Origin of the sequence: Parvimonas sp. oral taxon 393 str. F0440, from assembly GCA_000223315.2 — a bacterium.
Classification (GTDB): domain Bacteria; phylum Bacillota; class Clostridia; order Tissierellales; family Peptoniphilaceae; genus Parvimonas.
The window spans coordinates 228,229-249,935 of the sequence record AFUS01000004.1; the positions used below are offsets into that span (position 1 = coordinate 228,229).

Sequence of the window (21,707 nt, forward strand, 5' to 3'; positions counted from 1 at the left end):
TATAGTAGTATAATATAACGGTAATAACATAATAACATAATATAATAAAAGTTATATGATTTATTTTGAGGAGGGATATTATGGACAATTTAAAAAAAGATGATTTAGAAATTGACAAAAACTTAGAAGAAAAGGAAAATAAAACAGAAATTGAAACTGAAAAAACTGAAGAACAGGAAACAGTAAATGAAAATGTTGAAGTAAAAGATATTGAAGATAAGGGTAATTTTGACAAGGTTGTAGAGAGCAAAGTTGATTTTAAAGAAAAGTTTGATAAAATTATTTCTAAGAAAAATTTGTTAGAATACATTATGGGAGGAATTTCAGCAGTTTTTGTACTCAATCTGCTTTATATAGTTATTAAACTTATAGGATTAGGTAGTTATAAAAGTTTGAAAATTAATTCAGAAAATGTCCTATCAGGTTTTGCTAAGACTATGTCCAAGATAGAATCTTTAAAGACAATTGTTAAACTTAGAGATTTTTCTCATTTTTTGATTTTTTTATCAATAGTTTTAATTGCAGTTATTTACTATAAAACTGTAGTTCTTGAAAAAAGAAAAGATTTTATAAAAAAACAACAAATATAAACTTTTTGGGTGGAAATGCGATTGCTATTATCAGTAGCTTAATTTTAAAAATATCTATTAAGAATTTTTCAACATTTATGCTATATATTGCAATTATTATTTATCTAGTTGCAATTGCAACATTTGCATATAATGTTTATACACTTTATTTAGAGTTATTTAAAAATCAAAAAAATTAATAAAAGTTAAAATATTACATTATGTAGTTGATAGAAAATTTGTATAAGGTAATTCTGTTAATAAAAAATAAGTATAGTAATAAATGAGTTTATCATATTTATATTTGATAAACTTTTTTATTGTATTGTAAAGATGCTTGATATTATAAACAAAGGAAAGTTTTTCAATTGTCTTAATTTATATATAGGTAAATTTATCACTTCATAATTTTATTATATGTGATTAAATGATAATAAAAAAAGTAAAGTGTTTTTGTAAAATTGTGGATAAGTTGAATAACTTGTGGATAAGTGGATATTTTGACCTTTATTTTGTGGATAACTTTTATAATAATATGGGATAACTTTAATTTTTGAATAGGAAATCAGGAAAAATTGGTTTATTTTAACATTATCAATAAAAAATTGTGAATAAAATATTTTTTTAAAAAATATTATTAAAAAAATATTTTAAAAAGCTATGTTTTTTTGAAAAATGTGGTATCATTATTGTAGATATGTATTTCATATTTTTATGAAAAATATCTTTTATCAATTTAAAATTTAAGATTTTAAAAATTTTAAGGAGGACATACAAAATGGAAGAAAACAAAGGCTGTGGATGTGGCTGTGGTTGCGGTTGCGAAGAAGAAATGGAAGCTGAATTATTAGTTTTTGAAAACGAAGATGGAAAAGAAGAAACTTTTGAAGTTATTGGAGTTTTTGAAGTTGAAGAAAAAGAATATATTGCACTTCAAAGTCAAGAAGACGGAAGTATCTTACTTTGCAAATATATAGAAAAAGAAGACGGAGAATATGAAGTTGAAGAAATCGAAGATGATGAAGAATTCAATAAGGTTTCTGACGCATTTGACGCTTTAGTTGAAGAAGACGAAGAATAAGATTAGTCCACGAAGTGCCGTTATCGGCACTTTATTTTTTTAATAAATGAGGTATTTATGTTAAAGGCAGTTTGTTTAGATTTAGATGGAACTCTATTGGATGATGATAAAAAGATATCTGCGCGGAGTTTTAAATTGTTGGACAATTTGATTGAAAATGGAATAGAGGTCGTAATCGCTACAGGTAGGCATTTTTATATGGCATCAGGATTTTTACAACCTTTAAAGAGAGATATCATAGTCTGTGCTAATAATGGAGCTATGAGCAGATTTAAGGAGTCCAACAAATTAATTAATGTTGAATATGTAAAAAATTCTAAATTTTTGGAAGTTTATAATAAGGCTTTGGATTGTGGAATGAATCCTTATGTTTATGTGGATTCTTTTGTGGACGGTTATCATCTCGCCATAAAAGACGGACAACCTAAGAAAAGTCATTTTGAAGAAAATATTGCTGACAAAAAGATTGCTACAGATTGTATTAAGTATTTTAGCCAAGTTGATATGAATTCTTTACAAACTGTTTTATGTATAGCCTTTTTGGATCAAAAAGAAAAATTGATGAATTTTACGGATTGTTTGATAAAGAGCATAATTTGGTAAAAAATAGGTATTTTATACCTAATGGAAAAAAAGTTTTGGAGTTTCAATCTGAAAAAGCTGATAAATGGGTTGCAGTAACTAATTATCTTAAAAGCAAAAATATTGAACTTTCAGATGTTGTGTCTTTTGGCGACGAATTTAATGATAAATCTATGATAAAAAATTCCGGTATTGGTTTTGCGATGAAAAACGGAATTGATGAGTTAAAGTCTTTGACAAATAATATTACTGAATTTACAAATAATGAAGATGGAGTATATTTTGAGTTAAAGAAATTGTTTAGGGATGTTTTAGGAGAAAAAAATGGCTTGTAATTTAAAGTTTAATGGAATAAATGGTGAATTTTCTTTAGATAAGTATAAAGGAAAGAAGATAATTTTGTATTTTTATCCTAAGGACAACACTTCAGGTTGTACTTTGGAGGCTATACAATTTAGTGAACTTAAAAGTGAGTTTGAAAAGTTAAATGCGGTTATTATCGGGGTTAGTAAGGATTCTCTTGCCAGTCATAAGAAATTTATTGAAAAACATAATTTAACCGTTGAATTGGTTTCTGACGAGGATATTTCAATTCAAGAGCATTTTGATGTTTGGAAACTAAAAAAAATGTGTGGTAAAGAGTATATGGGAACTGTCAGATCCACTTTTATTTTGGACGATAAGGGAAATATTTTAAAAGAATTTAGAAATGTAAAAGCTAAAGACCATGCTATAAAAGTACTAGAAGCATTGAAGGAATTAGAATGTTAGAGGAAGATTTTTACAGAACATATTCCAAATATCTTAAAGATATTTATGGAGAAAAAGTTTATAAACTGCCTGTTAAACTCAATTTAAGCTGTCCGAACAGAGATGGTAATATCGCAACGGGCGGTTGTATTTTTTGTGGAGAGGAAGGCGGTTCTTTTGAAAATTGTCATTTCTCTATGTCTGTAAGAGAACAGGTCTTGAGAAATAAAGCCTATATTTCAAAAAAATACAATGCTAAAAAATTTATTGTATATTTTCAAAATTTTACAAATACATATCTTGGAATGGATGATTTTAAAAAGATGATAGAGGATAGTGTTGTTGATGAGGACATAATTGGGATTTCTCTGTCAACAAGACCGGATTGTATTTTAGAAGAGCAATTATTATTTTTAAAGAATTTTCAAAAGAATAGAAATTTAGAAATAGATTTTGAATTGGGTTTGCAAACTGTAAATTATAGAACTTTAATAAAGTTAAATAGAGGTCATACTTTGGCTGAATTTATAAATGCTGTTAATTTAATTCATAAATTTGGGTTTAGAGTTTGTACTCATATCATCGTTGGACTTCCATGGGATGATGAGTTAGATATGATTGAATCTGCAAAGATTTTATCAGCTTTAAAAATTGAAGAGGTAAAATTACATTCGCTATACATAGTAAAAAATACTGTTTTAGGCGAAATGTACTTAAATGGAGAAATTGAATTAATAAGTAAGGAGAAATTTATCGACTTGGTAATTTCTTTTTTAAGAAATCTAGACGAAAAAATAGTTTTACAAAGACTTCTTGGTCGTGTTCCTGAAAAAAATAGCTTGTTTTGTAACTGGAATACGAGTTGGTGGAAGATTAGAGATGAAATTTTAGAAAAAATGGAGAAAAATCATTTTAAACAGGGAGATTTGTTTAATAATTTTGAAGGAGTAGTGAAAAAATAATGAAAAACTATGGACTTTTTGATGTTATAGGTCCTATTATGATTGGACCTTCAAGTTCCCATACTGCTGGAGCTTGCAGGCTTGGACGAATTGCAAAAATTATTTATGCAAGAGATATAAAGAAAGTAATTTTTCATTTACATGGAAGTTTTAAAAATACATATCAAGGTCACGGAACTGATAGAGCTTTGGTCGGTGGAATATTAGGATATGATACTGATGACGAAAGAATAAGGGATGCTTTGGATATTGCTACAAAGAGAGGTATTGATTTTTCTTTTGTTCCAATGGATTTATTATTTGCTCATCCAAATACAGTTAAGACTGAATTTATTGAATCAAATGGGGATAGTTTTTATGTAATAGGTTCTTCAATTGGTGGTGGTGCCATTGAAATTACAAATATTAATGGAGTTGACGTTAAATTTGGTGGTGTATATAATACAATAATCCTTAAATATAACGACAGATATGGAATGATTGCTCAAGTTAGTACAATTTTAGCTGAAAATAAGATAAATATCGGTAGTTTGATTATGAATAGGGAGGATGGAGTTGCATCTGCTGTTATGGAAATTGATGGAGGAATTGATGAAATGGCTATTTATAGAATAAGCAAATTACCTGATATGTTGGATTGTATGATTTTAAAACCATTGTAGGAGGTTATATGATTTCATCAGGAGAACAATTATTACGTTTATGTAAAGAAAAAATAAAAAAATTAGTGAAATTGCATTGGAACACCAACTTGAAGAAATGGGTATAACAAAAGAAGAACTTTTAGAGATGCTTAGGGAAACTTATGAAGTAATGAAAGCATCAGCTTCCGATGTTATAACTAATGATAAAATCAATCCTTTTAAAATAACCGGTGGAAATGCAAAGAAAATTTTGAGATATGCACAAAGTGGAAAAAGTATATTAGGAGAGTCTATGGTCACAGCTATTGCTAGGGGTTTTTCAACTTCTGAAGTAAATGCCGGTATGGGAAAAATTGTAGCTGCTCCAACTGCCGGAGGTGCAGGAATTTTACCCGGTAGTCTTTCTTGGATTCAAGATAAATATAATTTTACAGATGACCAAATGCTAATGGCACTTCTAGTTTCCGGAACAATTGGAAGAATTATTGCAACAAATGCAACAATTTCCGGAGCAGAAGGTGGTTGTCAAGCTGAATGTGGTGCAGCAGCGGCAATGAGTGCAGCAGCAATAGTAGAATTACATGGTGGAACTCCGGAACAATCTTTGACAGCTTCATCCTTTGCAATGCTTTCTGTATTGGGATTGGTTTGTGATCCGGTAGCAGGGCTTGTAGAATTTCCTTGTGCTTTAAGAAATGGAACAGGAACTATTAATGCTCTGGTTGCAAGTGATATTGCACTTGCAGGAGTAGAATCTATAGTGCCTTTTGACGAGGTGGTCCAAGCAATGTATGAAGTTGGAAATGCATTACCTGAAACTTTAAGAGAAACTGCATTAGGTGGATGTGCAGCATGTCCATCTGCAAAGAAAATGGAATGTAAAGTATTTCCGGACAGATTAAGTTAATAACGGACTTTTTTAAGTCCGATTTATGCAGAAATGGTGGAACTGGTAGACACGCTATCTTGAGGGGGTAGTGAGCAAAGCTTGTGAGGGTTCGAATCCCTTTTTCTGCACCAACTCCGTTAGAAAAACTAACGGAGTTTTTTTGTGAAGAAATCAATATTGATTCAAAATTAAGAATACATTTCATAGTATAATCAATAAATAATTATCAATAAAAAATATTTATAATTAAAGTTAAAAATCTAAGATGATTTGCTACTTTTTATCAATTCACTGCTTAAGATTAAATTGACATTGAAGTAAAAATAGTGTAAAATAATCGTGAATACAAGTTTTTTGAAAAATCTTTTCTATATACTAAAATTTTAATATTATTAATTTTATTTATAGAGAAATTTTAAAAATTGTGATAATAAAAAGAGGTGAATAAAGTGAGTGTGAACACTTTTAAAGGCGGAAAACATATCCACGACTTTAAAGAGTTAACTAATTCGAAACCTATAAATTTCGGTTTTGTACCTAAGGTAGTAACTATACCTCTATCACAACACTCGGGTGCACCCGCTACTTGTTTGGTTAGTAAAAATGATTTGGTAAAAGTTGGACAAAAAATTGGAGAGGCTTCAGCTTTTATTTCTGCAAATGTCCATTCAAGTGTTAGCGGTAAAGTTAAATCTATTGATGAGATTATGACTGCAACAGGTGTTATGTGTCAAGGAATAACTATCGAAAATGACGGTTTAGATGAATTGGGATATGAAGAAAAGAATTTAACTATTGATGAAGTAAGCGCGACGGACATAATAGACGCCATAAAAGAAGCCGGAATTGTTGGACTTGGAGGCGCAGGATTTCCTACTCATGTTAAATTAACAGCGAGAGAAGGACAGATTACAGACTACATAATAATAAACTGCGCTGAATGTGAGCCATATTTAACAAGTGATCAACTTATGATGGAATTATATCCTGAAAAAGTTGTTATGGGTCTTTTACTTGCAATGAAAGCGATGGGAGCAAAAAAAGGTATTTTAGGTATTGAAGATAATAAACCGCTTGCTATTGATAAATTGAAAGAAGCTTCAAAGTCTTATCCTGAGGTAACTGTAAGTGTTGTAAAAACTAAATATCCTCAAGGAGACCAAAAAAGACTTATCCAAGCTACAACCGGAATAGTTGTACCTGCAGGAGCTTCTACTTCAGCAGTTGGCATAAGAGTAATAAATGCTAATACTTCAATTGCAATTAATGATGCTGTTTTACATGGTAAGCCACTATATGAAAAATTGGTTACTATGACTGGACATGCACTAAAAGAACCACAAAATGTTATGGTTAGAGTAGGATCAAAAGTTTCCGATATTGTAGAGTTTATTGGAGGATATGAAAGTGAACCCGGAAAAATCATTTCAGGTGGACCAATGATGGGTGAAACACAATATACTCCTAATGTAACTACAGGTAAAGCTATGGGTGGATTACTTTTTATGACTCAAGAGGAAAGCGCACCTAAAGCTGTAAGTCCTTGTATCAGATGTGGAAGATGTGTTGATATTTGTCCTGTGTACTTACAGCCTTTGTATTTACAGCTATATACTTTGAAAAATAGAATTGACGAGGCGGAAAAATTACATTTAATGGATTGTATTGAATGTGGTTCCTGCTCATATATTTGTCCGTCAAACAGACCTTTAGTTGAAACTATCAGACTTGGAAAAGCTGAAGTAAGAAAACAAGGTAAAGGAAAGAGAGCATAAGGAGGGTACTATGGAAGAAAAAGATTTAAAAGTTGAAGTCCCTTCTGAATTAGAAAATGGGACGGACATTGAGATAAAAGAAAACGAAGTCGTAACTGAAAATGTTGAAGAAGTAAAAGAAGTTGAAAATGAAAATATTGAAACAGCTTCGACTACTGAAGAAACAAAATCAGAAAGACCTATTAGAGAGAGAAGAGAAAGAACTCCTAGAGAACCTAGGGAAAGATCAGAAAGACCTGTAAGGGAAAGAAGATCAAGAGTCGTTTCTGAGAAAGAAAATACAAGTTCTGATACAACAGAAAATTCACAAGCAAATGAAGAAACAAAATCAGAAAGACCTGTAAGAGAAAGACGTGAAAGAACTCCTAGAGAACCTAGGGAGAGGACAGAACGTCCTGCAAGAGAAAGAAGAGAGAGATCAGCAGAAAGCAGTGATTCTTCAGAAGAAAGACCTGCAAGAGAAAGGCGTGAAAGACCTGCAAGAGGTGGACGTAATGAAGAACCACAAATGAAGTTATTTGTAGGATCATCTCCTCATTTAAGAAGTGAAGCTACAGTAAGTACAGTTATGAGAGATGTTGTTATTGCCTTGATACCAACATTACTTGCCGGAATTTATTTCTTTGGCATTAGAGCATTATTGGTTACATTGGTATCAATAGCATTTGCAGTGGGTTCTGAATACATTTACGAAAAATTGACACATAAACCTATTACTATTAAAGATTTTTCTGCAGTAATTACCGGAATGCTTATTGCTTTTAACGTACCTGTTACTATTCCTTATTGGATGGTTGCACTTGGAAGTATGTTTGCAATTATAATCGTTAAACAATTATACGGTGGACTTGGAATGAACTTTATGAACCCTGCACTTGCTGCAAGAGCTGCATTAATGGCATCATTCCCAACAGCAATGTCAAATTATGTTGCACCTAATTCAGGAATTTCAAATTTGATAAATTCCTCAACTTATTCTTCATTAGATGCTGCAACTTATGCGACACCTTTATCAAAGGGAACTCAAGTAAATTTTCTTGAAGCATTTATAGGTGTAAGAGGTGGTTGTATCGGAGAAGTTTCAACTATATGTTTATTGATTGGAGCAGGATATTTATTGTATAGAGGTGTTATTCAGCTTAGAATTCCACTTGTATTTATATCTACAACTGCAGTTGTTTTAGCTCTTACAGGAACTCCTGTGGCAAATTTACCGGTTCAACTTTTAATGGGTGGACTTATATTAGGGGCATTTTTTATGGCTACTGATTATGTATCAGCTCCTGTTAATAGAAAAGCTCAAATATTTTTTGCTATGGGTTGTGGTATTATAACTGCACTCATAAGGAACTTTGGTAGTTTACCGGAAGGGGTAAGTTATTCAATTCTATTTATGAATATCTTTACACCACTTTTAGAAAAATATTGTGTCCCTAAAGTTTTTGGAGAAGGGAGAGTTAAAAAGTAATGAAAGAAACTATTAAATTGACAGTCAGATTGTTTTTAATTACTGCAATTGCAGGTTTCGTTCTTGCATTTGCAAACAGTTTTACTTCTCCGGTTATTAAAGCAAGAGAAAAGGCTCAATATGAGGCGGCTTTAAAAGAAGTTTTTGCTGAAGCTGATAAGTTTGAAACTGTTGAAGAAGAAAAACTTAATACAATAAAAACAAAGATAAAAAATATAGAAAAAATAGAAGTTGCGAAGAAATCAGATAAAACGGTAGGTTATGTTTTTAAAACATTGGGGAAAAATGGTTATGGCGGAGATATTTCAATGCTTATGGCTATAAATACCGAAAATAAAACTATAGTTGGTTTTAAAGTTTTAAAACATAGTGAAACACCTGGTCTTGGAAGTAGAGTAACGACTGAAGAATACGCAAAAAGCGTTGTAGGAAATAAAGTTACTGAACATCTGGTAAAAAATTTACATCCGGATGCAGACAATGATATTCAAGCAATAACTGGAACAACAATAAGTGTTAATGCAGTTCTAAACGGATTAAATGCTGCAATAGATGCATTACAAGAACTTGAAAAGTAGGAGGGATAATATGAAATTAAAAAAGATTTTCTTTGATGGTATATTTTCAAACAACCCTGTACTTGTTCAACTTGTTGGTATGTGTTCCGTATTAGCTGTAACAACAAGTGTTGTAAATGCGATAGGTATGGGATCATCAGTAATATTTGTAGTAACTTGTTCAAATATTGTAATTTCCAGCCTTAGAAAATTTATTCCGGATAAAGTTAGAATTCCAGCTTATGTAGTAATTATAGCCACATTTGTAACATTGGTACAAATGTTCTTGGCAGCATATATACCTGCTCTTTACGATAGTTTGGGATTATTTATACCACTTATAGTAGTAAACTGTTTAATCCTTGCGAGAGCAGAGTCTTTTGCATCAAAGAATACAGTTTTTTCATCAATGGTGGATGGAATTGGGCAAGGAGTTGGCTTTACTTTTGCATTGGTTGTACTAGCAAGTGTTCGTGAAGTTTTAGGTAATGGAACTTGGCTTGGTTTTCCAATTCTTGGAAAAAATTATGTAAGTATCGGTGTTATTACACAAGCTCCGGGAGCATTTATTATTCTTGGACTTTTAGTAGCAGGATTTAATATGTTAAGTAAAAAAGTTAGTGCTAAAAAAGAAGGGGGTAACTAATGGCTACAATATTAAAAATTTTAGTTGCATCAATTTTAGTAAATAACTATGTTTTAGGACAATTCTTGGGAATTTGTCCGTTGATTGGTGTATCAAATAAAGTTGAAACTGCATTTGGTATGGGTATGGCAGTTACATTCGTAATTACAATTTCAAGTGCTGTAACTTGGGTAATTCAAAAGACATTATTGGATACTTTAGGTCTTGAATATTTACAAACAATCGTGTTTATACTTGTAATAGCAACTTTAGTACAATTTGTTGAAATGGTACTTAAAAAAATGAGTCCAAATCTTTATAATGCTTTAGGAGTTTTCCTACCACTTATAACAACAAACTGTGTAGTTTTAGGTGTTGCAATTACAAATATACAAAAAGAATATAATTTGTTAGAAACAATATTTAATGGTTTAGGAGCATCACTTGGATTTTTATTAGCCATTGTTTGTTTGGCTTCTATAAGAGAAAAGTTGGAATTGACAGAAGTTCCTAAAAATCTTGAAGGAGTTCCTCTTACATTAATTACCATTGGACTTATGTCTCTGGCATTTTATGGATTTGCGGGATTAGTATAGAGGTGAGATTATGAATGAAATAATGATACCGGTTTTGTTACTTAGTGTTTTAGGTATTTTATTTGCATTGATACTTGCATTTGCTTCAAAAGTATTTTTTGTAAAAGTAGATGAAAAAGTTATACAAGTTAGAAATGAATTGCCTGGAGCAAACTGTGGTGCTTGTGGATTTCCGGGTTGTGACGGTCTTGCAAAAGCCATTGCAGAAGGAACTGCGGGAATAAATGCTTGTCCTGTCGGAGGAGCTGACTTGGTAGAAAGACTTGCAAAACTTTTAGGCACAGAAGCAGGGGATGTTCAAAGAATGGTAGCTTGTGTAATGTGTCAAGGAGATAAGGATTTTGCAAAGGAAAAATACATATATACCGGCATTAGAGATTGTAGGGTAAACAACTCAATGCAAGGAGGAAGTAAGACTTGTGCCTATGGATGTTTAGGATGTGGGACTTGTCAAGATGTTTGTGGATTTAATGCAATAGAAATGATAAATGGAATTGCGGTTGTAAATAAAGAAAATTGTACAGCTTGTAATAAATGTATAGAAATTTGTCCAAAGAATTTAATTGATTTGGTTCCTTATGAACAAACGGTTATGGTAAAATGTAAGAGTTTTGCAGCTGGAAATGTTGTTAAAAATGCTTGTAAAGTTGGATGTATTGGATGTAAAATGTGTGCAAGAGTTTATCCGGAAGCATTTGTTATTGAAAACAATTTAGCTGTTGTAAATTATAAACAAGGTTTAGATGAAGAATTACTTTTACAAGCTGCAGATAAATGCCCTACAAATGCAATTCATCCTGGGTTATTAAAGAAAATGGCTGAAAAAGTAAATGAAGTAGCATAACTTAAGAGCGAGATTATTCGCTCTTTTTTTGTTGTTGTCTCTAGTTTTTTTATAAAAAAACTTGACTTGAAAACATTTCCATATTATAATATTTCTAAGGTATTAATTTATCTATTTTATGATATGTTAGGGGGAATTAGATATGAAATCATATTCTACAGAAAAGATTAGAAATCTTGCATTAGTTGGACATAGTGCCAGTGGTAAGACTTCAGTTTGTGAGGCATTACTTTATAAAACAGGCAATTTGAAAAGACTTGGTAAGGTTGAGGACGGAAATACCGTAACTGACTTTGATAAAGAAGAAATTTCAAGAGGAGTTTCTATTTCAACTGCTGTTGCACCTGTTGAATGGAAAGACTTTAAGATAAATTTAATTGACACTCCGGGATATTTTGATTTTAGTGGGGAAGTTTATAGTTCTCTTAGAGCTTCAGAAGCCGCTTTAGTTGTTTTAGATGCACAAAATGGTATTGAAGTTGGAGCTGAAAAAGTTTTAAAATATACTGAAAGTATTGAATTACCTAGAATTATCTTTGTAAATAAAATGGATAAAGAAAATGTAAACTTTGCAAAAGTAGTTAGTGATTTACACATAGCTTTTGGCAAAAAAGTTATTCCATTTACACTTGCACTTGGCGAAGGTGAAAATTTTAAAGGTATTATTGACGTTTTAAATAAAAAGGCTTATGAATATGATGGATTTGAAAGAAAAGAAGTTGAAATCCCTGAAATAAGAGTTGAAGAAGTAAATCATGTTTATGATACAATAGTAGAAGTTGTAGCAGAAACTGACGATGAACTTATGGAAAAATTCTTTGAAGGAGAAGAATTTAGCCATGAAGAGTTTATGAAGGGTGTAACAAGTGCATTGTTAAACGGTTCTGCTGTTCCTTTAATTTGTGGTTCTGCTACTACAGGAGCTGGAATAGATATGTTGCTTGATATTATCACTGACTATATGCCTGCTCCAAATGATGAAAGAGCAAAAAGAGGTTTTAGAAATGAAGATGATAATGTAAGAAAGATTGATGTGAATGAACCTTTCTCAGCAGTTGTTTTCAAAACTGTTGTTGACCCATTCATTGGAAGAATATCAATATTTAAAGTTATGAGTGGAAAAATTACTAGAGATACAGAAATTTTCAACTCAACCAAAGATGAGATGGATAAGGCTGCAGGGCTTTTCTTCTTAAGAGGAAAAACTCAAATAGAAGCATCTGAAATAGTTGCCGGGGATATTGGAGCTGTTTCAAAACTTAATTTAACTGAAACAGGAGATACTATTTGTGATAAGCAAAATAAAACTCTTTATAAGAAGATTAAATATCCAAAACCAAATCTTTATTTTGCAATAGAACCTAAATCTAAAAATGATGAAGATAAGATTTCCCAAGCTCTTCATAAATTACATGAAGAGGATCCAAGTTTCGTATCTGAAAGAAATGTAGAAACTAAACAACATTTGATAGGTGGGCAAGGAAATGTTCAACTTCAAATAGTTTTAGATAAACTTAAAAATGTTTATGGTGTAGAAACTAATATTATTCCTTTAAGAATTGCTTATAGAGAAACTATTAAAGGAAAGTCTGATGTTCAAGGAAAACATAAAAAACAATCCGGTGGAGCCGGTCAATACGGAGATGTATTTATGAGATTTGAACCTACAACAGAAGAATTTGAATTTACAGAAGAAGTTTTTGGAGGAGCTGTTCCTAGAAATTACTTCCCTGCAGTTGAAAAAGGTATTAGAGATAGTCTTGAAAAAGGGATTTTAGCGGGATATCCTGTTGTGAATGTTAAGGCAACTCTTTATGATGGTTCATATCACCCTGTTGATTCTAATGAAATGGCATTTAAAATTGCTGCTTCTCTAGCATTTAAGAAAGGAATGGAACAAGCACATCCTGTTTTACTTGAACCTATAATGAAAGTTGAAGTTAGAATTCCTGAAAGCTATATGGGAGATGTAATGGGAGACTTAAACAAGAGAAGAGGAAAAGTTTTAGGCATGGAAATGCTTGAGGACGGAACTCAACTTGTTATCGGAGAAGCACCACATTCTGAACTTTTTGAATATGCTATAGATTTAAGATCAATGACTCAAGCAAGAGGAGATTTCTCAATGGAATTTGATAGATATGAAGAAGTTCCTGCAAATATTGCTGAAAAGATTATTGAAGAGTCAAAGATAGAAAAATAGATAATTATAAGAACCCAACCCTTCCACGATGCTTCACATCTGGAGGGTTATCGGGAACCTTGTTGTTTCACAATAAATCCCATCCTTAAAAATTTAAGGATGGGTTTTTGTTAAAATAAATTTTACATAATTAGGAGTAAACAAATGCGAAATGAAAGATTACCTGCAGAAGAGAGAAAATGGCAGATAAGATATAGTGCTAAGGACGTTTTTCTTCGTAAGGGATTTCATAATACAACTATGGAGGATGTCATTGCAAATAGTGGCATGAGTAAGGGTGGAGTCTATAGATATTATAAAAGCACCACTGATATACTATATGACTTAATGGAAGATGGTTGTGAATATAGATTCGAAATAGTTGATCATTTTTTGTCAGTAAATAAAAATTTAGATAAATACGATATTATATCTGAAGTTATTGTGGACAAAATTTTGGATGATAATGAACTTTCTAAAGTTTATACTATATTTCTTCAAGAAAAGCAATACGATGAAAATTTAGAAAAGTTATTCCAGAAGTTGAAAGAAGAAACTTTTATCTATTTGAATAAACTTTTTAAAAAATTTGGTTTAGATTTCAATTACGATGAGTATGATTTTTTAACAGATTTTATGAATAGTCTTATTTTAGGAAGAGATATCTTAAAGGTAAAAAGTAAATTTATAAAGAATAGAGCGATAATAAAAAATGTTATAATAGAATATTTAAAAATTTTGAAAGGGTAGTTTGACTACTCTTTTTTTGTGGAGTAATAGGAAAATTAGAAATTATTAAATTTAAAATATTTAAAAAAATACATTATTACAATTTTGTAATATTATTTTTGGAAGAAATTTTTAATAAAATATTATAATTTTAACTTTATCAAAAATTTAACGAAATTTTTTAATAAAAATTCTTTGAGTAAATATAATATCTATTTTAATAATATAACGTTTTATATCCATATTAATTAATTTATACTTTGATTTAGTTTTTACACTTTTATATAAGATAAACTATAAACAATTTTAGATATTGATTAAATGTAGCATGCTGATATTTATAATTGAAAAAATAAATTATAGATTTTTATCCGACTACAGTATGCGATTTTTTTATTATCAACTTTATGATAAAATAATAAAAAAATCAAGGAGGATATATATGAACCAAAAAATGTTAAAAAAATTTCTAGTTGGTTTACTAGCATTTAATATTTTTACTACAACAGCTTTTTCTACACAAGGAAATGATAGTAAAATTACATATGCACAAGAAAAACAAGATTTTACTTTTGTTGTTTCAGACCAAAACGGTCCTATTATGAATAAGGACTTTACTTTTGAGATTCTAAATGAAAAGGGTGAAATTACAGAAGTACAAAGTATGATGTCTATGCTGAATTTAAAACTTTCAGACGGCAAATATACTATAAGATTAAAAGATGCTGAATATACTATGAAAGATGTAAGTTTCACAGTAACAGATGGGGAAATTCCTAATTATGATAGTATTGTAAACTTAATGCTTACAAAGAAAAAAGTTGAAGAAAAAGCAAAAGAAATTTCTTTTACTATTATTCTAACTACTCAAAACGGGGATAAGAAAGATGTCGTAATGGGCAATTATGAGTTTGAAATTTATAATCAAGAAACAGGAAAGTTAGTTACAACAGCAACTTCTGATAAATCAATGTTAAATTTAAAGCTTCCTGATGGAATTTATACATTAAAACTTAAGGAAAATAATGATTACACAATGAAAGATATAAGATTGGATGTATATGAAGATGATGGCTCTTACACTATTGATGAAAAAGAATCTATGGAGCTGAATTTAGTTAAAATTACATCTGAACCTGAAAAACCGGAAAATGAAGAAGCTAAAGGCTCCAAAGAAGTTTTAGTTAGAGTATTATTTGAAGGCAAACCTAAAGTTGATTTTAAAGTCGGTTTAATGGAATTTAATCCAATACCTAATATTATTCAACAAGGTTCAACAAATGAAAAAGGTGAAGTTAAATTCAGCGGTTTTAAGAGCAATGTTAAATACCAATTAAGACTTAGAAGTACAGATAAAACAATGACTTTTGAAACTGAAGTTTTTGAATTTACTACAAATGAAAAGGGTATGATTACAAAAATCAATGATAAAGAAGTAAATAGTGTGGAAGATGCTATAGTTGAATTTAGAGGATCTCATAAAGATTCTGAAAAATTTGATACTTTTCCTGTTGAATTTTATGCTAAATATAAAGACGGAACACCTGCAAAGGGAGTAGAGTTCTCTATAAACAGACTTTCTCCAAGATTATCTTCATACAGAAAAGCAAAATCAGATGAAAATGGAAAAGTTGTTTTTATGCTTGAAGGAGAAGCTGCAAAGGGTTCTTCTTTTGGAAGATTATACAATATAACAATTTCAAAGATGGAAATGTTTAAACATAAATCTGTTCCTTTCGGTATGGACTTTACTGTTGATGACAAAGGAAATATAAAAGTTATAAGTGTTGAAAGAGAAATAGACGACAAGGAAACAGATACTTCAAATCCTGATAAGTATAATAAGACTTTTACACTTGAAAAAGTAGATAAAACACAAATTTATAATGATTTTAAAGCTCTATATGATAAAGCTGTGGATTATTTAAAAAATACTAAATTTGAAAACAGTAAAGAAGCTGAAAAAGCTAAAACAGATTTGCAAAATGTAATTGATGCATCAAAAATAGAATTAGAAGAAACCATTCCCGAATATGCTCTTAAAAAGATTGAAGAATTAAATACTGCAATGGATAATTTGAAAAAATTTGAAATTAAAGATGAAGAGCCAAGCAAACCTGAAGAACCGGGTAATCAAAATAATCCAAATATGCCCGGAGACTCAAATCAACCTGACGAAAAAGTAAATAAGATTGTAAACGGCGAAGAAAAAGTTACTGTTGAAGGCGATGGTTTAAATGCTAAATTAAAGCTGATTGTTAAGAGATTGGATAAAAATACGGTTGATGCTTTAAAAAATAAAAATGCGGATTTGTTTGATATTTTCTTCACTCTTAAAAATAATACAGAAAAAATGCCAAACCAAAATTATAAGGTAACATTGGAAAAACGAAAAGGTGAAAGAGTTAAGGAAGTTTGTTATGTAAATGAAGATGGGAAATTAGAAAGTCTTGATTTTACACAAGACGATAAAAATGTTACATTTACAACTACTCACTTCTCAAAATACTCTATTGTATATGAAAACAAAAAAGAAGTTAAAAAGGAAGTTAAAAAATCACAAAAATTACCTAGAACTTCTATTGCAGGAATAAGTTTAGCTGTTCCGACATTACTTTTCGGAGCAATGATTGCTATAAATAAAAAGAGAAATAAATAGTTAATTTAAAAATCTCAAAGTTAAAGCTTTGGGATTTTTTCATTGACATAAAAATTTTTATCGGTTATAATTTGTTTTAATTGATTTGAAATTTTAGATAAGAGAGAGATTTATGAGAGATATTAAAGTTAATATAAATGATTCTGGGCAAAGAATTGACAGATTTTTAAAAAAATATTTGAATAATGCAAGTACTTCTATGATTCAAAAATTTTTGAGAACAAAAAAGATAAAAGTTAATAGAAAAAAGGTTGATTCAAGTTATATTTTAGCTTTAAATGATGTAATCAATATTTTTATTTATGAAGAAGAACTGGAAAAACTGATTGTTTCAAAGTCAAAGAAATATTCATATTCTAAAAAACTTGATATTGTTTATGAAGATGAAAATATTATTGTTATGAATAAACCTAAAAATTTATTATCCCATGCATCATCTAAAGAAGATTATGGAAATAATTTGGTGGATTTTATGATTGGATATTTACTTGAAAAGGGAGATTATAATCCAAGAGCTGAAAAGACTTTTGTTCCTGCAATAATTAACAGATTGGATAGAAATACTTCAGGGCTTGTTATAGGAGCAAAAAATTCAAAGGCGCTTAGAGAGTTAAATAGATTAAAAGAAAATTCAATAGAAAAATATTATAAGACTATTGTAAGTGGAAAAGTTAAGAAAAATTTTGTAATTAATGAAAAGATTGAAAAAGACGAAGAAAAAAATAAATCTACTATTTCTAAAAACGGTAAAGACTCTATAACAGAAATTTATGTAGAAAAAATAATGATGAATTTAGCCTACTAAAAATAAAACTTATAACCGGAAGAACACATCAGATTAGAAGTCATTTAAGCAGTAAGGGTTTTTATATTATTGGAGATATTAAATATGGAAATGCAGAAGTTAATAAGTTTTTTAGAGATAATTTTGATTTAAGAAGCCAATTTTTACATGCTGAAACAATAATTTTTAGAAATATTGATGGGGATTTAAGTTATCTTAATGATAAAGAATTTTTTGCTCCTATGGATGAAATTTATAAAAATATAATCAGAAAAATATTTTGATAAAAAGTTAAATAACTTTTTTAGTGGGTATATTTTTCCTATCAGAACGTTAGGAGAGATGATTATGAAAATTATAATTGATGAAAAAGCAAAGAATTTTTTAAACAAAAAAAGCAACAGTGTTATCACTGTTGATGTTAAAGGTTGTAGTTCCTGAAGTGGAATTGTTTTAAAACCAATGGCTTCATTAGGTAAACCTTTAAATGTAGATAAGTACACATTAGAAAATATAGATGGAATTGATGTGTATCTTATGAACGGTATAAAAGCAGTCAATGATACTGTTACTGTTTCAACTATAAGTTTTCTTTTTATGGAAAATTTAGTAGTTAATGGAATAATTGTTTAAAAAGACTGTTAATTCAGTCTTTTTTGTTTGGAGGGATTTTTATTAAAGTTGTTATAAATAATAATGCAAAAAAACTTTTAAAAGAAAATCAAAGAGATATAATGGTTGAACTAAAAGGTTGGAGTAACTGAAATTGTTCAACTGAATTAAAACCGTCGGTTTCGATTGGTATACCAAAAAATACAAATGCTTTTGACTTTTTTGAGGTTGATGAATATAATGTATATGTAAGTAGAAAGATTTCTGAAGATGCATTTGTTGAAATATCTTCAGCAAATTTTTATGGTTTAGAATATTTAATAGCGATTATAAAATAATTATTATGTATGACCAATTTTAGAGATAAGGGTGATAATATGGCTAAAGATTTTAAATTGATTAAACCTACAATGGAATATGAAAAAGAAATACAAAATTTTAGAGAAGAATTTATAATAAATGGTGGAGATATGGATGGCTGTCTATCTTTAAGAAGAATGGAAAATATTTCTGACTGGATAAAACAGGTTGAAGATTTTTCCTCAGAAGATACCTGTCCAAAAGAATATGTTCCACAAACTCAGTTCATCTTTATCAGAGAAGAAGATAATAAAATAATAGGTGTTATTCAAATAAGACATTATCTAAACGAATTTTTTGAAAAATATGGTGGTCATATCGGATATTCAGTATGTCATTCTGAAAGAAAAAAGGTTATGCAACTCTGATGTTAAAGGAAATTCTGCCTATTTGTAAAGTAATGGGATTTAAAAAAATATTAATAACCTGTTTAAAAGAAAATGAAGCGAGTAAAAGAGTAATCATAAACAATGGAGGTATTTATGAATCTACCGTTTATGAGCCAAAAGATAAAGTTTATTTAGAGAGATATTGGATAGATTTGTCTGAAAAATAATCAGCATTTTTAGGAGTTAATAAATATGACAGATAAAATTAAAGATTATTGGGGAAATTTTTGTAAGGAAAAGAATATTCCTATGGATGCAAAATATGAAGCATGGAGTTTCGGTAATACTAAAGAAATGGCAGATGAGTTAGCTGATTTAGTAAATAAGGGAATAAAAACTGCTACAACTTCTGCATATGAGCTTTATGAAAATGATGAAGAAATTCCAAAAGTGGGTGAATACAATATTATTTTAGGTGGTTCAGGAGAACCAAAATGTATTACAATAACAAGAGAGGTATATATTTTAGCTTATAATTTAATATCTTTTAATCACGCTTGGCTCGAAGGTGAAGGCGATAGAAGTTATGAATATTGGAAAAAAGTTCATGATGAATATTTTAAGGAAGAATTTAAAAATTTAGGTAAAGATTTTTATGAACAAGCTCCTATGGTATGTGAAGTGTTTGAAAAAGTGTATTAGATAAAATATTACAAAAATAAGTTTTCTTCTATAATAAATTAATGTAAATTTAATTATATGATAAATTTTCTACTTGCAAAAATATGTAAAATATGATAACATTATTAAATAAGTAGCAGTAGAATTAATAAAAGGAGGAAATTTTATGTGCGGTATTGTTGGATATATTGGCAGTTCAAATGCTATTGATAAGATTTTAAACGGACTTGAAACTTTAGAATATAGAGGATATGATTCTTCAGGAATTGCATTCTTGGAAGATAATAAGATAGATGTTGTTAAGACTGTTGGAAGAATTAGTAATTTAAGAGAAAAATTGGAAAATGAATATAAAAATAAAATTTCAAATATTGGTGTAGGACATACAAGATGGGCTACACATGGAGTTCCATCAGATGAAAATTCACATCCTCATTTGAGTATGAATTCTAAATTTGCAGTTGTTCATAATGGAATAATTGAAAATTATTTACATTTGAAGGAAGAACTTTTGAAAAAGAATTATATTTTTAAATCTGAAACAGATACTGAAGTTATTCCTCAATTATTGGAAGATTTAGATGATGGAGATTTCTTAAGTACTGTTTTTAAGATGAAAGATAAAGTTAAGGGAAGCTATGCTTTTGGAATTTTAAAGGAAGATACTAAAGAACTTATTGGAATGAGAAAAGAAAGTCCATTAGTTGTAGGAATTGGAAATGATGAATTTTTTATTGCATCAGATGTTATTGCAATTTTAAAATATACAAGAGATGTTATCTATCTTGAAAACAGAGATTTAATTCATTTTAAAGATGGAAAATATACTGTTTATGATGCAAAAAATAATGTTGTAAATAGAGAAATTACACATATTGATTGGTCTGTGGAAGCTGCTACAAAAGATGGATATGATCATTTTATGTTAAAGGAAATTTACGAACAACCAAAGGTAATTGAAGCTACTTTCCGTAGAAGATTAAATGACAAAGATGAGTTAATTTTAGATGGAATGGATGGTTTATTAGATGGAAATTTAAGTAAATTTAATAAATGCTATATTGTTGCCTGTGGAACAGCTTATCATGCAGGACTTGTAAGTAGAGAAATTTTGGAAAAGGCTTTAAGATTTCCGGTAATTGTGGATGTTGCTTCTGAATTTAGATACTCAGACAGAATGATTGATGATAAGACTTTAGTTATAATAATCAGTCAATCTGGAGAAACTGCAGATACTTTGGCAGCACTTAGAGAGTCAAAAGCCAAAGGAGCAACTATTTTGAGTGTTACAAATGTTGTAGGTTCATCAATTGCAAGAGAATCTGACAATGTATTCTATACTTGGGCAGGTCCGGAAATTGCCGTTGCCAGTACAAAGGGATATACAACACAAGTTACAGCTCTATATATGATTGCTTTAAAATTTGGTGAAATTTTAGGAACAATTTCTTCCGATGAATATAAGAATATAATTGCTCATCTAAAGGAATTGCCTAGTAAGATAGAATTATTATTAAAAGATACAGAAATTTACAAAAAAATTGCATTGGAATTAATGGATAAGACTACTTGTTTTTATTTAGGAAGAGGTCTTGACTACTATACTGCTATGGAAAGTGCATTGAAATTAAAAGAAATATCATATATTTATACTGAAAGCTTTGCGGCGGGAGAATTAAAACATGGAACTATTGCATTAATTGAAGATGGTACACCTGTTTTTGTAATTGCAACTCAAGAGAGATTATATGAAAAAGTTATTTCAAATGTAAAAGAAGTAAAGGCTAGAGGGGCTAAAGTTTTTGAAATATCTCAGTTAGATAACAATTTTGGTGTTTCAGATGAAAGAATATTAATTCCAGGTACTATAGAAATTTTAATGCCTATTATTTCTGTTGTTGCTAGTCAACTTATTGCTTACTATGCATCATTGGCAAAGGGAAACGATGTTGATAAGCCAAGAAATTTAGCAAAATCTGTTACGGTTGAATAGAATTAAAGGGACTGGGAAGTCCCTTTTTTATATAAA

Annotated in this window: 21 protein-coding genes, 1 tRNA gene and 1 pseudogene; all 23 read left to right on the plus strand. The window is 29.7% G+C overall.

The window, feature by feature from the left end; translation table 11 throughout:
- The first annotated feature begins 80 nt into the window (after positions 1-80).
- The 23 genes and pseudogenes from HMPREF9127_RS01945 (at position 81) to glmS (ending at position 21,671) form a co-directional block, all read left to right on the plus strand.
- Entirely contained in the window at positions 81-590 is a 510-nt protein-coding gene (locus tag HMPREF9127_RS01945) for a hypothetical protein (RefSeq protein WP_009448063.1), read from the plus strand.
- 757 nt (positions 591-1,347) lie between these two features.
- The gene (locus HMPREF9127_RS01950) at positions 1,348-1,650 is read left to right on the plus strand and encodes a DUF1292 domain-containing protein (RefSeq protein WP_009448241.1); all 303 of its coding nucleotides are present in this window, start codon (positions 1,348-1,350) and stop codon (positions 1,648-1,650) included.
- Between the two features lie 57 nt (positions 1,651-1,707).
- Positions 1,708-2,567, plus strand: a pseudogene (locus HMPREF9127_RS01955) (Cof-type HAD-IIB family hydrolase).
- Positions 2,557-3,003, plus strand: coding sequence for a peroxiredoxin (locus HMPREF9127_RS01960; protein WP_009447844.1), 447 nt, complete (start codon positions 2,557-2,559; stop codon positions 3,001-3,003). Before HMPREF9127_RS01955 ends, HMPREF9127_RS01960 begins: the two are co-directional and overlap by 11 nt.
- Positions 2,997-3,944 (plus strand): tRNA modification radical SAM protein MnmL/YtqA, encoded by a 948-nt coding sequence (gene mnmL, locus HMPREF9127_RS01965; RefSeq protein ID WP_009447735.1) that lies wholly within the window; start codon positions 2,997-2,999, stop codon positions 3,942-3,944. Before HMPREF9127_RS01960 ends, mnmL begins: the two co-directional genes overlap by 7 nt.
- The gene (gene sdaAB, locus HMPREF9127_RS01970; RefSeq protein WP_009448168.1) at positions 3,944-4,606 is read left to right on the plus strand and encodes an L-serine ammonia-lyase, iron-sulfur-dependent subunit beta; all 663 of its coding nucleotides are present in this window, start codon (positions 3,944-3,946) and stop codon (positions 4,604-4,606) included. Before mnmL ends, sdaAB begins: the two co-directional genes overlap by 1 nt.
- A 97-nt stretch (positions 4,607-4,703) precedes the next feature.
- Positions 4,704-5,495, plus strand: coding sequence for an L-serine ammonia-lyase, iron-sulfur-dependent, subunit alpha (gene sdaAA, locus HMPREF9127_RS01975; protein WP_141557503.1), 792 nt, complete (start codon positions 4,704-4,706; stop codon positions 5,493-5,495).
- 27 nt (positions 5,496-5,522) lie between these two features.
- Positions 5,523-5,608: transfer RNA gene (locus HMPREF9127_RS01980), tRNA-Leu, on the plus strand.
- A 318-nt stretch (positions 5,609-5,926) separates the two neighbouring features.
- Positions 5,927-7,252, plus strand: coding sequence for an electron transport complex subunit RsxC (rsxC, locus tag HMPREF9127_RS01985; protein WP_009448365.1), 1,326 nt, complete (start codon positions 5,927-5,929; stop codon positions 7,250-7,252).
- Positions 7,253-7,262: 10 nt separating this feature from the next.
- Positions 7,263-8,720, plus strand: a complete 1,458-nt coding sequence (locus tag HMPREF9127_RS01990; protein ID WP_009448123.1) for an RnfABCDGE type electron transport complex subunit D — start codon at positions 7,263-7,265, stop codon at positions 8,718-8,720.
- Positions 8,720-9,298 (plus strand): RnfABCDGE type electron transport complex subunit G, encoded by a 579-nt coding sequence (locus tag HMPREF9127_RS01995; protein ID WP_009447784.1) that lies wholly within the window; start codon positions 8,720-8,722, stop codon positions 9,296-9,298. Before HMPREF9127_RS01990 ends, HMPREF9127_RS01995 begins: the two co-directional genes overlap by 1 nt.
- Before the next feature lie 10 nt (positions 9,299-9,308).
- Positions 9,309-9,923 (plus strand): electron transport complex subunit RsxE, encoded by a 615-nt coding sequence (rsxE, locus tag HMPREF9127_RS02000; protein WP_009448318.1) that lies wholly within the window; start codon positions 9,309-9,311, stop codon positions 9,921-9,923.
- On the plus strand, positions 9,923-10,498 hold the full coding sequence (gene rsxA, locus HMPREF9127_RS02005) for an electron transport complex subunit RsxA (protein WP_009447967.1): 576 nt from the start codon (positions 9,923-9,925) through the stop codon (positions 10,496-10,498). Before rsxE ends, rsxA begins: the two co-directional genes overlap by 1 nt.
- 10 nt (positions 10,499-10,508) lie before the next feature.
- Complete coding sequence (locus HMPREF9127_RS02010; RefSeq protein ID WP_009448159.1) at positions 10,509-11,342, plus strand: RnfABCDGE type electron transport complex subunit B; 834 nt, start codon at positions 10,509-10,511, stop codon at positions 11,340-11,342.
- A gap of 142 nt (positions 11,343-11,484) precedes the next feature.
- On the plus strand, positions 11,485-13,545 hold the full coding sequence (fusA, locus tag HMPREF9127_RS02015) for an elongation factor G (RefSeq protein ID WP_009448161.1): 2,061 nt from the start codon (positions 11,485-11,487) through the stop codon (positions 13,543-13,545).
- A gap of 144 nt (positions 13,546-13,689) precedes the next feature.
- Positions 13,690-14,274 carry a TetR/AcrR family transcriptional regulator gene (locus tag HMPREF9127_RS02020; RefSeq protein WP_009448020.1) on the plus strand — a complete coding sequence of 195 codons (585 nt, stop codon included), beginning with the start codon at positions 13,690-13,692 and terminating at the stop codon, positions 14,272-14,274.
- A 421-nt stretch (positions 14,275-14,695) separates the two neighbouring features.
- Positions 14,696-16,912: a hypothetical protein gene (locus HMPREF9127_RS02025; RefSeq protein WP_009447978.1), complete on the plus strand. Its 2,217-nt coding sequence runs from the start codon at positions 14,696-14,698 to the stop codon at positions 16,910-16,912.
- Positions 16,913-17,024: 112 nt separating this feature from the next.
- Positions 17,025-17,717 carry a pseudouridine synthase gene (locus tag HMPREF9127_RS02030; RefSeq protein ID WP_009447870.1) on the plus strand — a complete coding sequence of 231 codons (693 nt, stop codon included), beginning with the start codon at positions 17,025-17,027 and terminating at the stop codon, positions 17,715-17,717.
- A gap of 327 nt (positions 17,718-18,044) precedes the next feature.
- Positions 18,045-18,329, plus strand: coding sequence for a CC/Se motif family (seleno)protein (locus tag HMPREF9127_RS09645; RefSeq protein ID WP_303659948.1), 285 nt, complete (start codon positions 18,045-18,047; stop codon positions 18,327-18,329).
- A gap of 326 nt (positions 18,330-18,655) precedes the next feature.
- Complete coding sequence (locus HMPREF9127_RS02035; protein ID WP_255261667.1) at positions 18,656-19,036, plus strand: hypothetical protein; 381 nt, start codon at positions 18,656-18,658, stop codon at positions 19,034-19,036.
- Positions 19,036-19,224: a GNAT family N-acetyltransferase gene (locus HMPREF9127_RS08730; protein WP_009448317.1), complete on the plus strand. Its 189-nt coding sequence runs from the start codon at positions 19,036-19,038 to the stop codon at positions 19,222-19,224. The genes HMPREF9127_RS02035 and HMPREF9127_RS08730 overlap by 1 nt, the downstream gene beginning before the upstream one ends.
- Positions 19,225-19,249: 25 nt before the next feature.
- Positions 19,250-19,699 (plus strand): ASCH domain-containing protein, encoded by a 450-nt coding sequence (locus HMPREF9127_RS02040; protein WP_009448223.1) that lies wholly within the window; start codon positions 19,250-19,252, stop codon positions 19,697-19,699.
- 145 nt (positions 19,700-19,844) lie between these two features.
- Positions 19,845-21,671 (plus strand): glutamine--fructose-6-phosphate transaminase (isomerizing), encoded by a 1,827-nt coding sequence (gene glmS / locus HMPREF9127_RS02045; protein ID WP_009448236.1) that lies wholly within the window; start codon positions 19,845-19,847, stop codon positions 21,669-21,671.
- Positions 21,672-21,707: the final 36 nt, after the last annotated feature.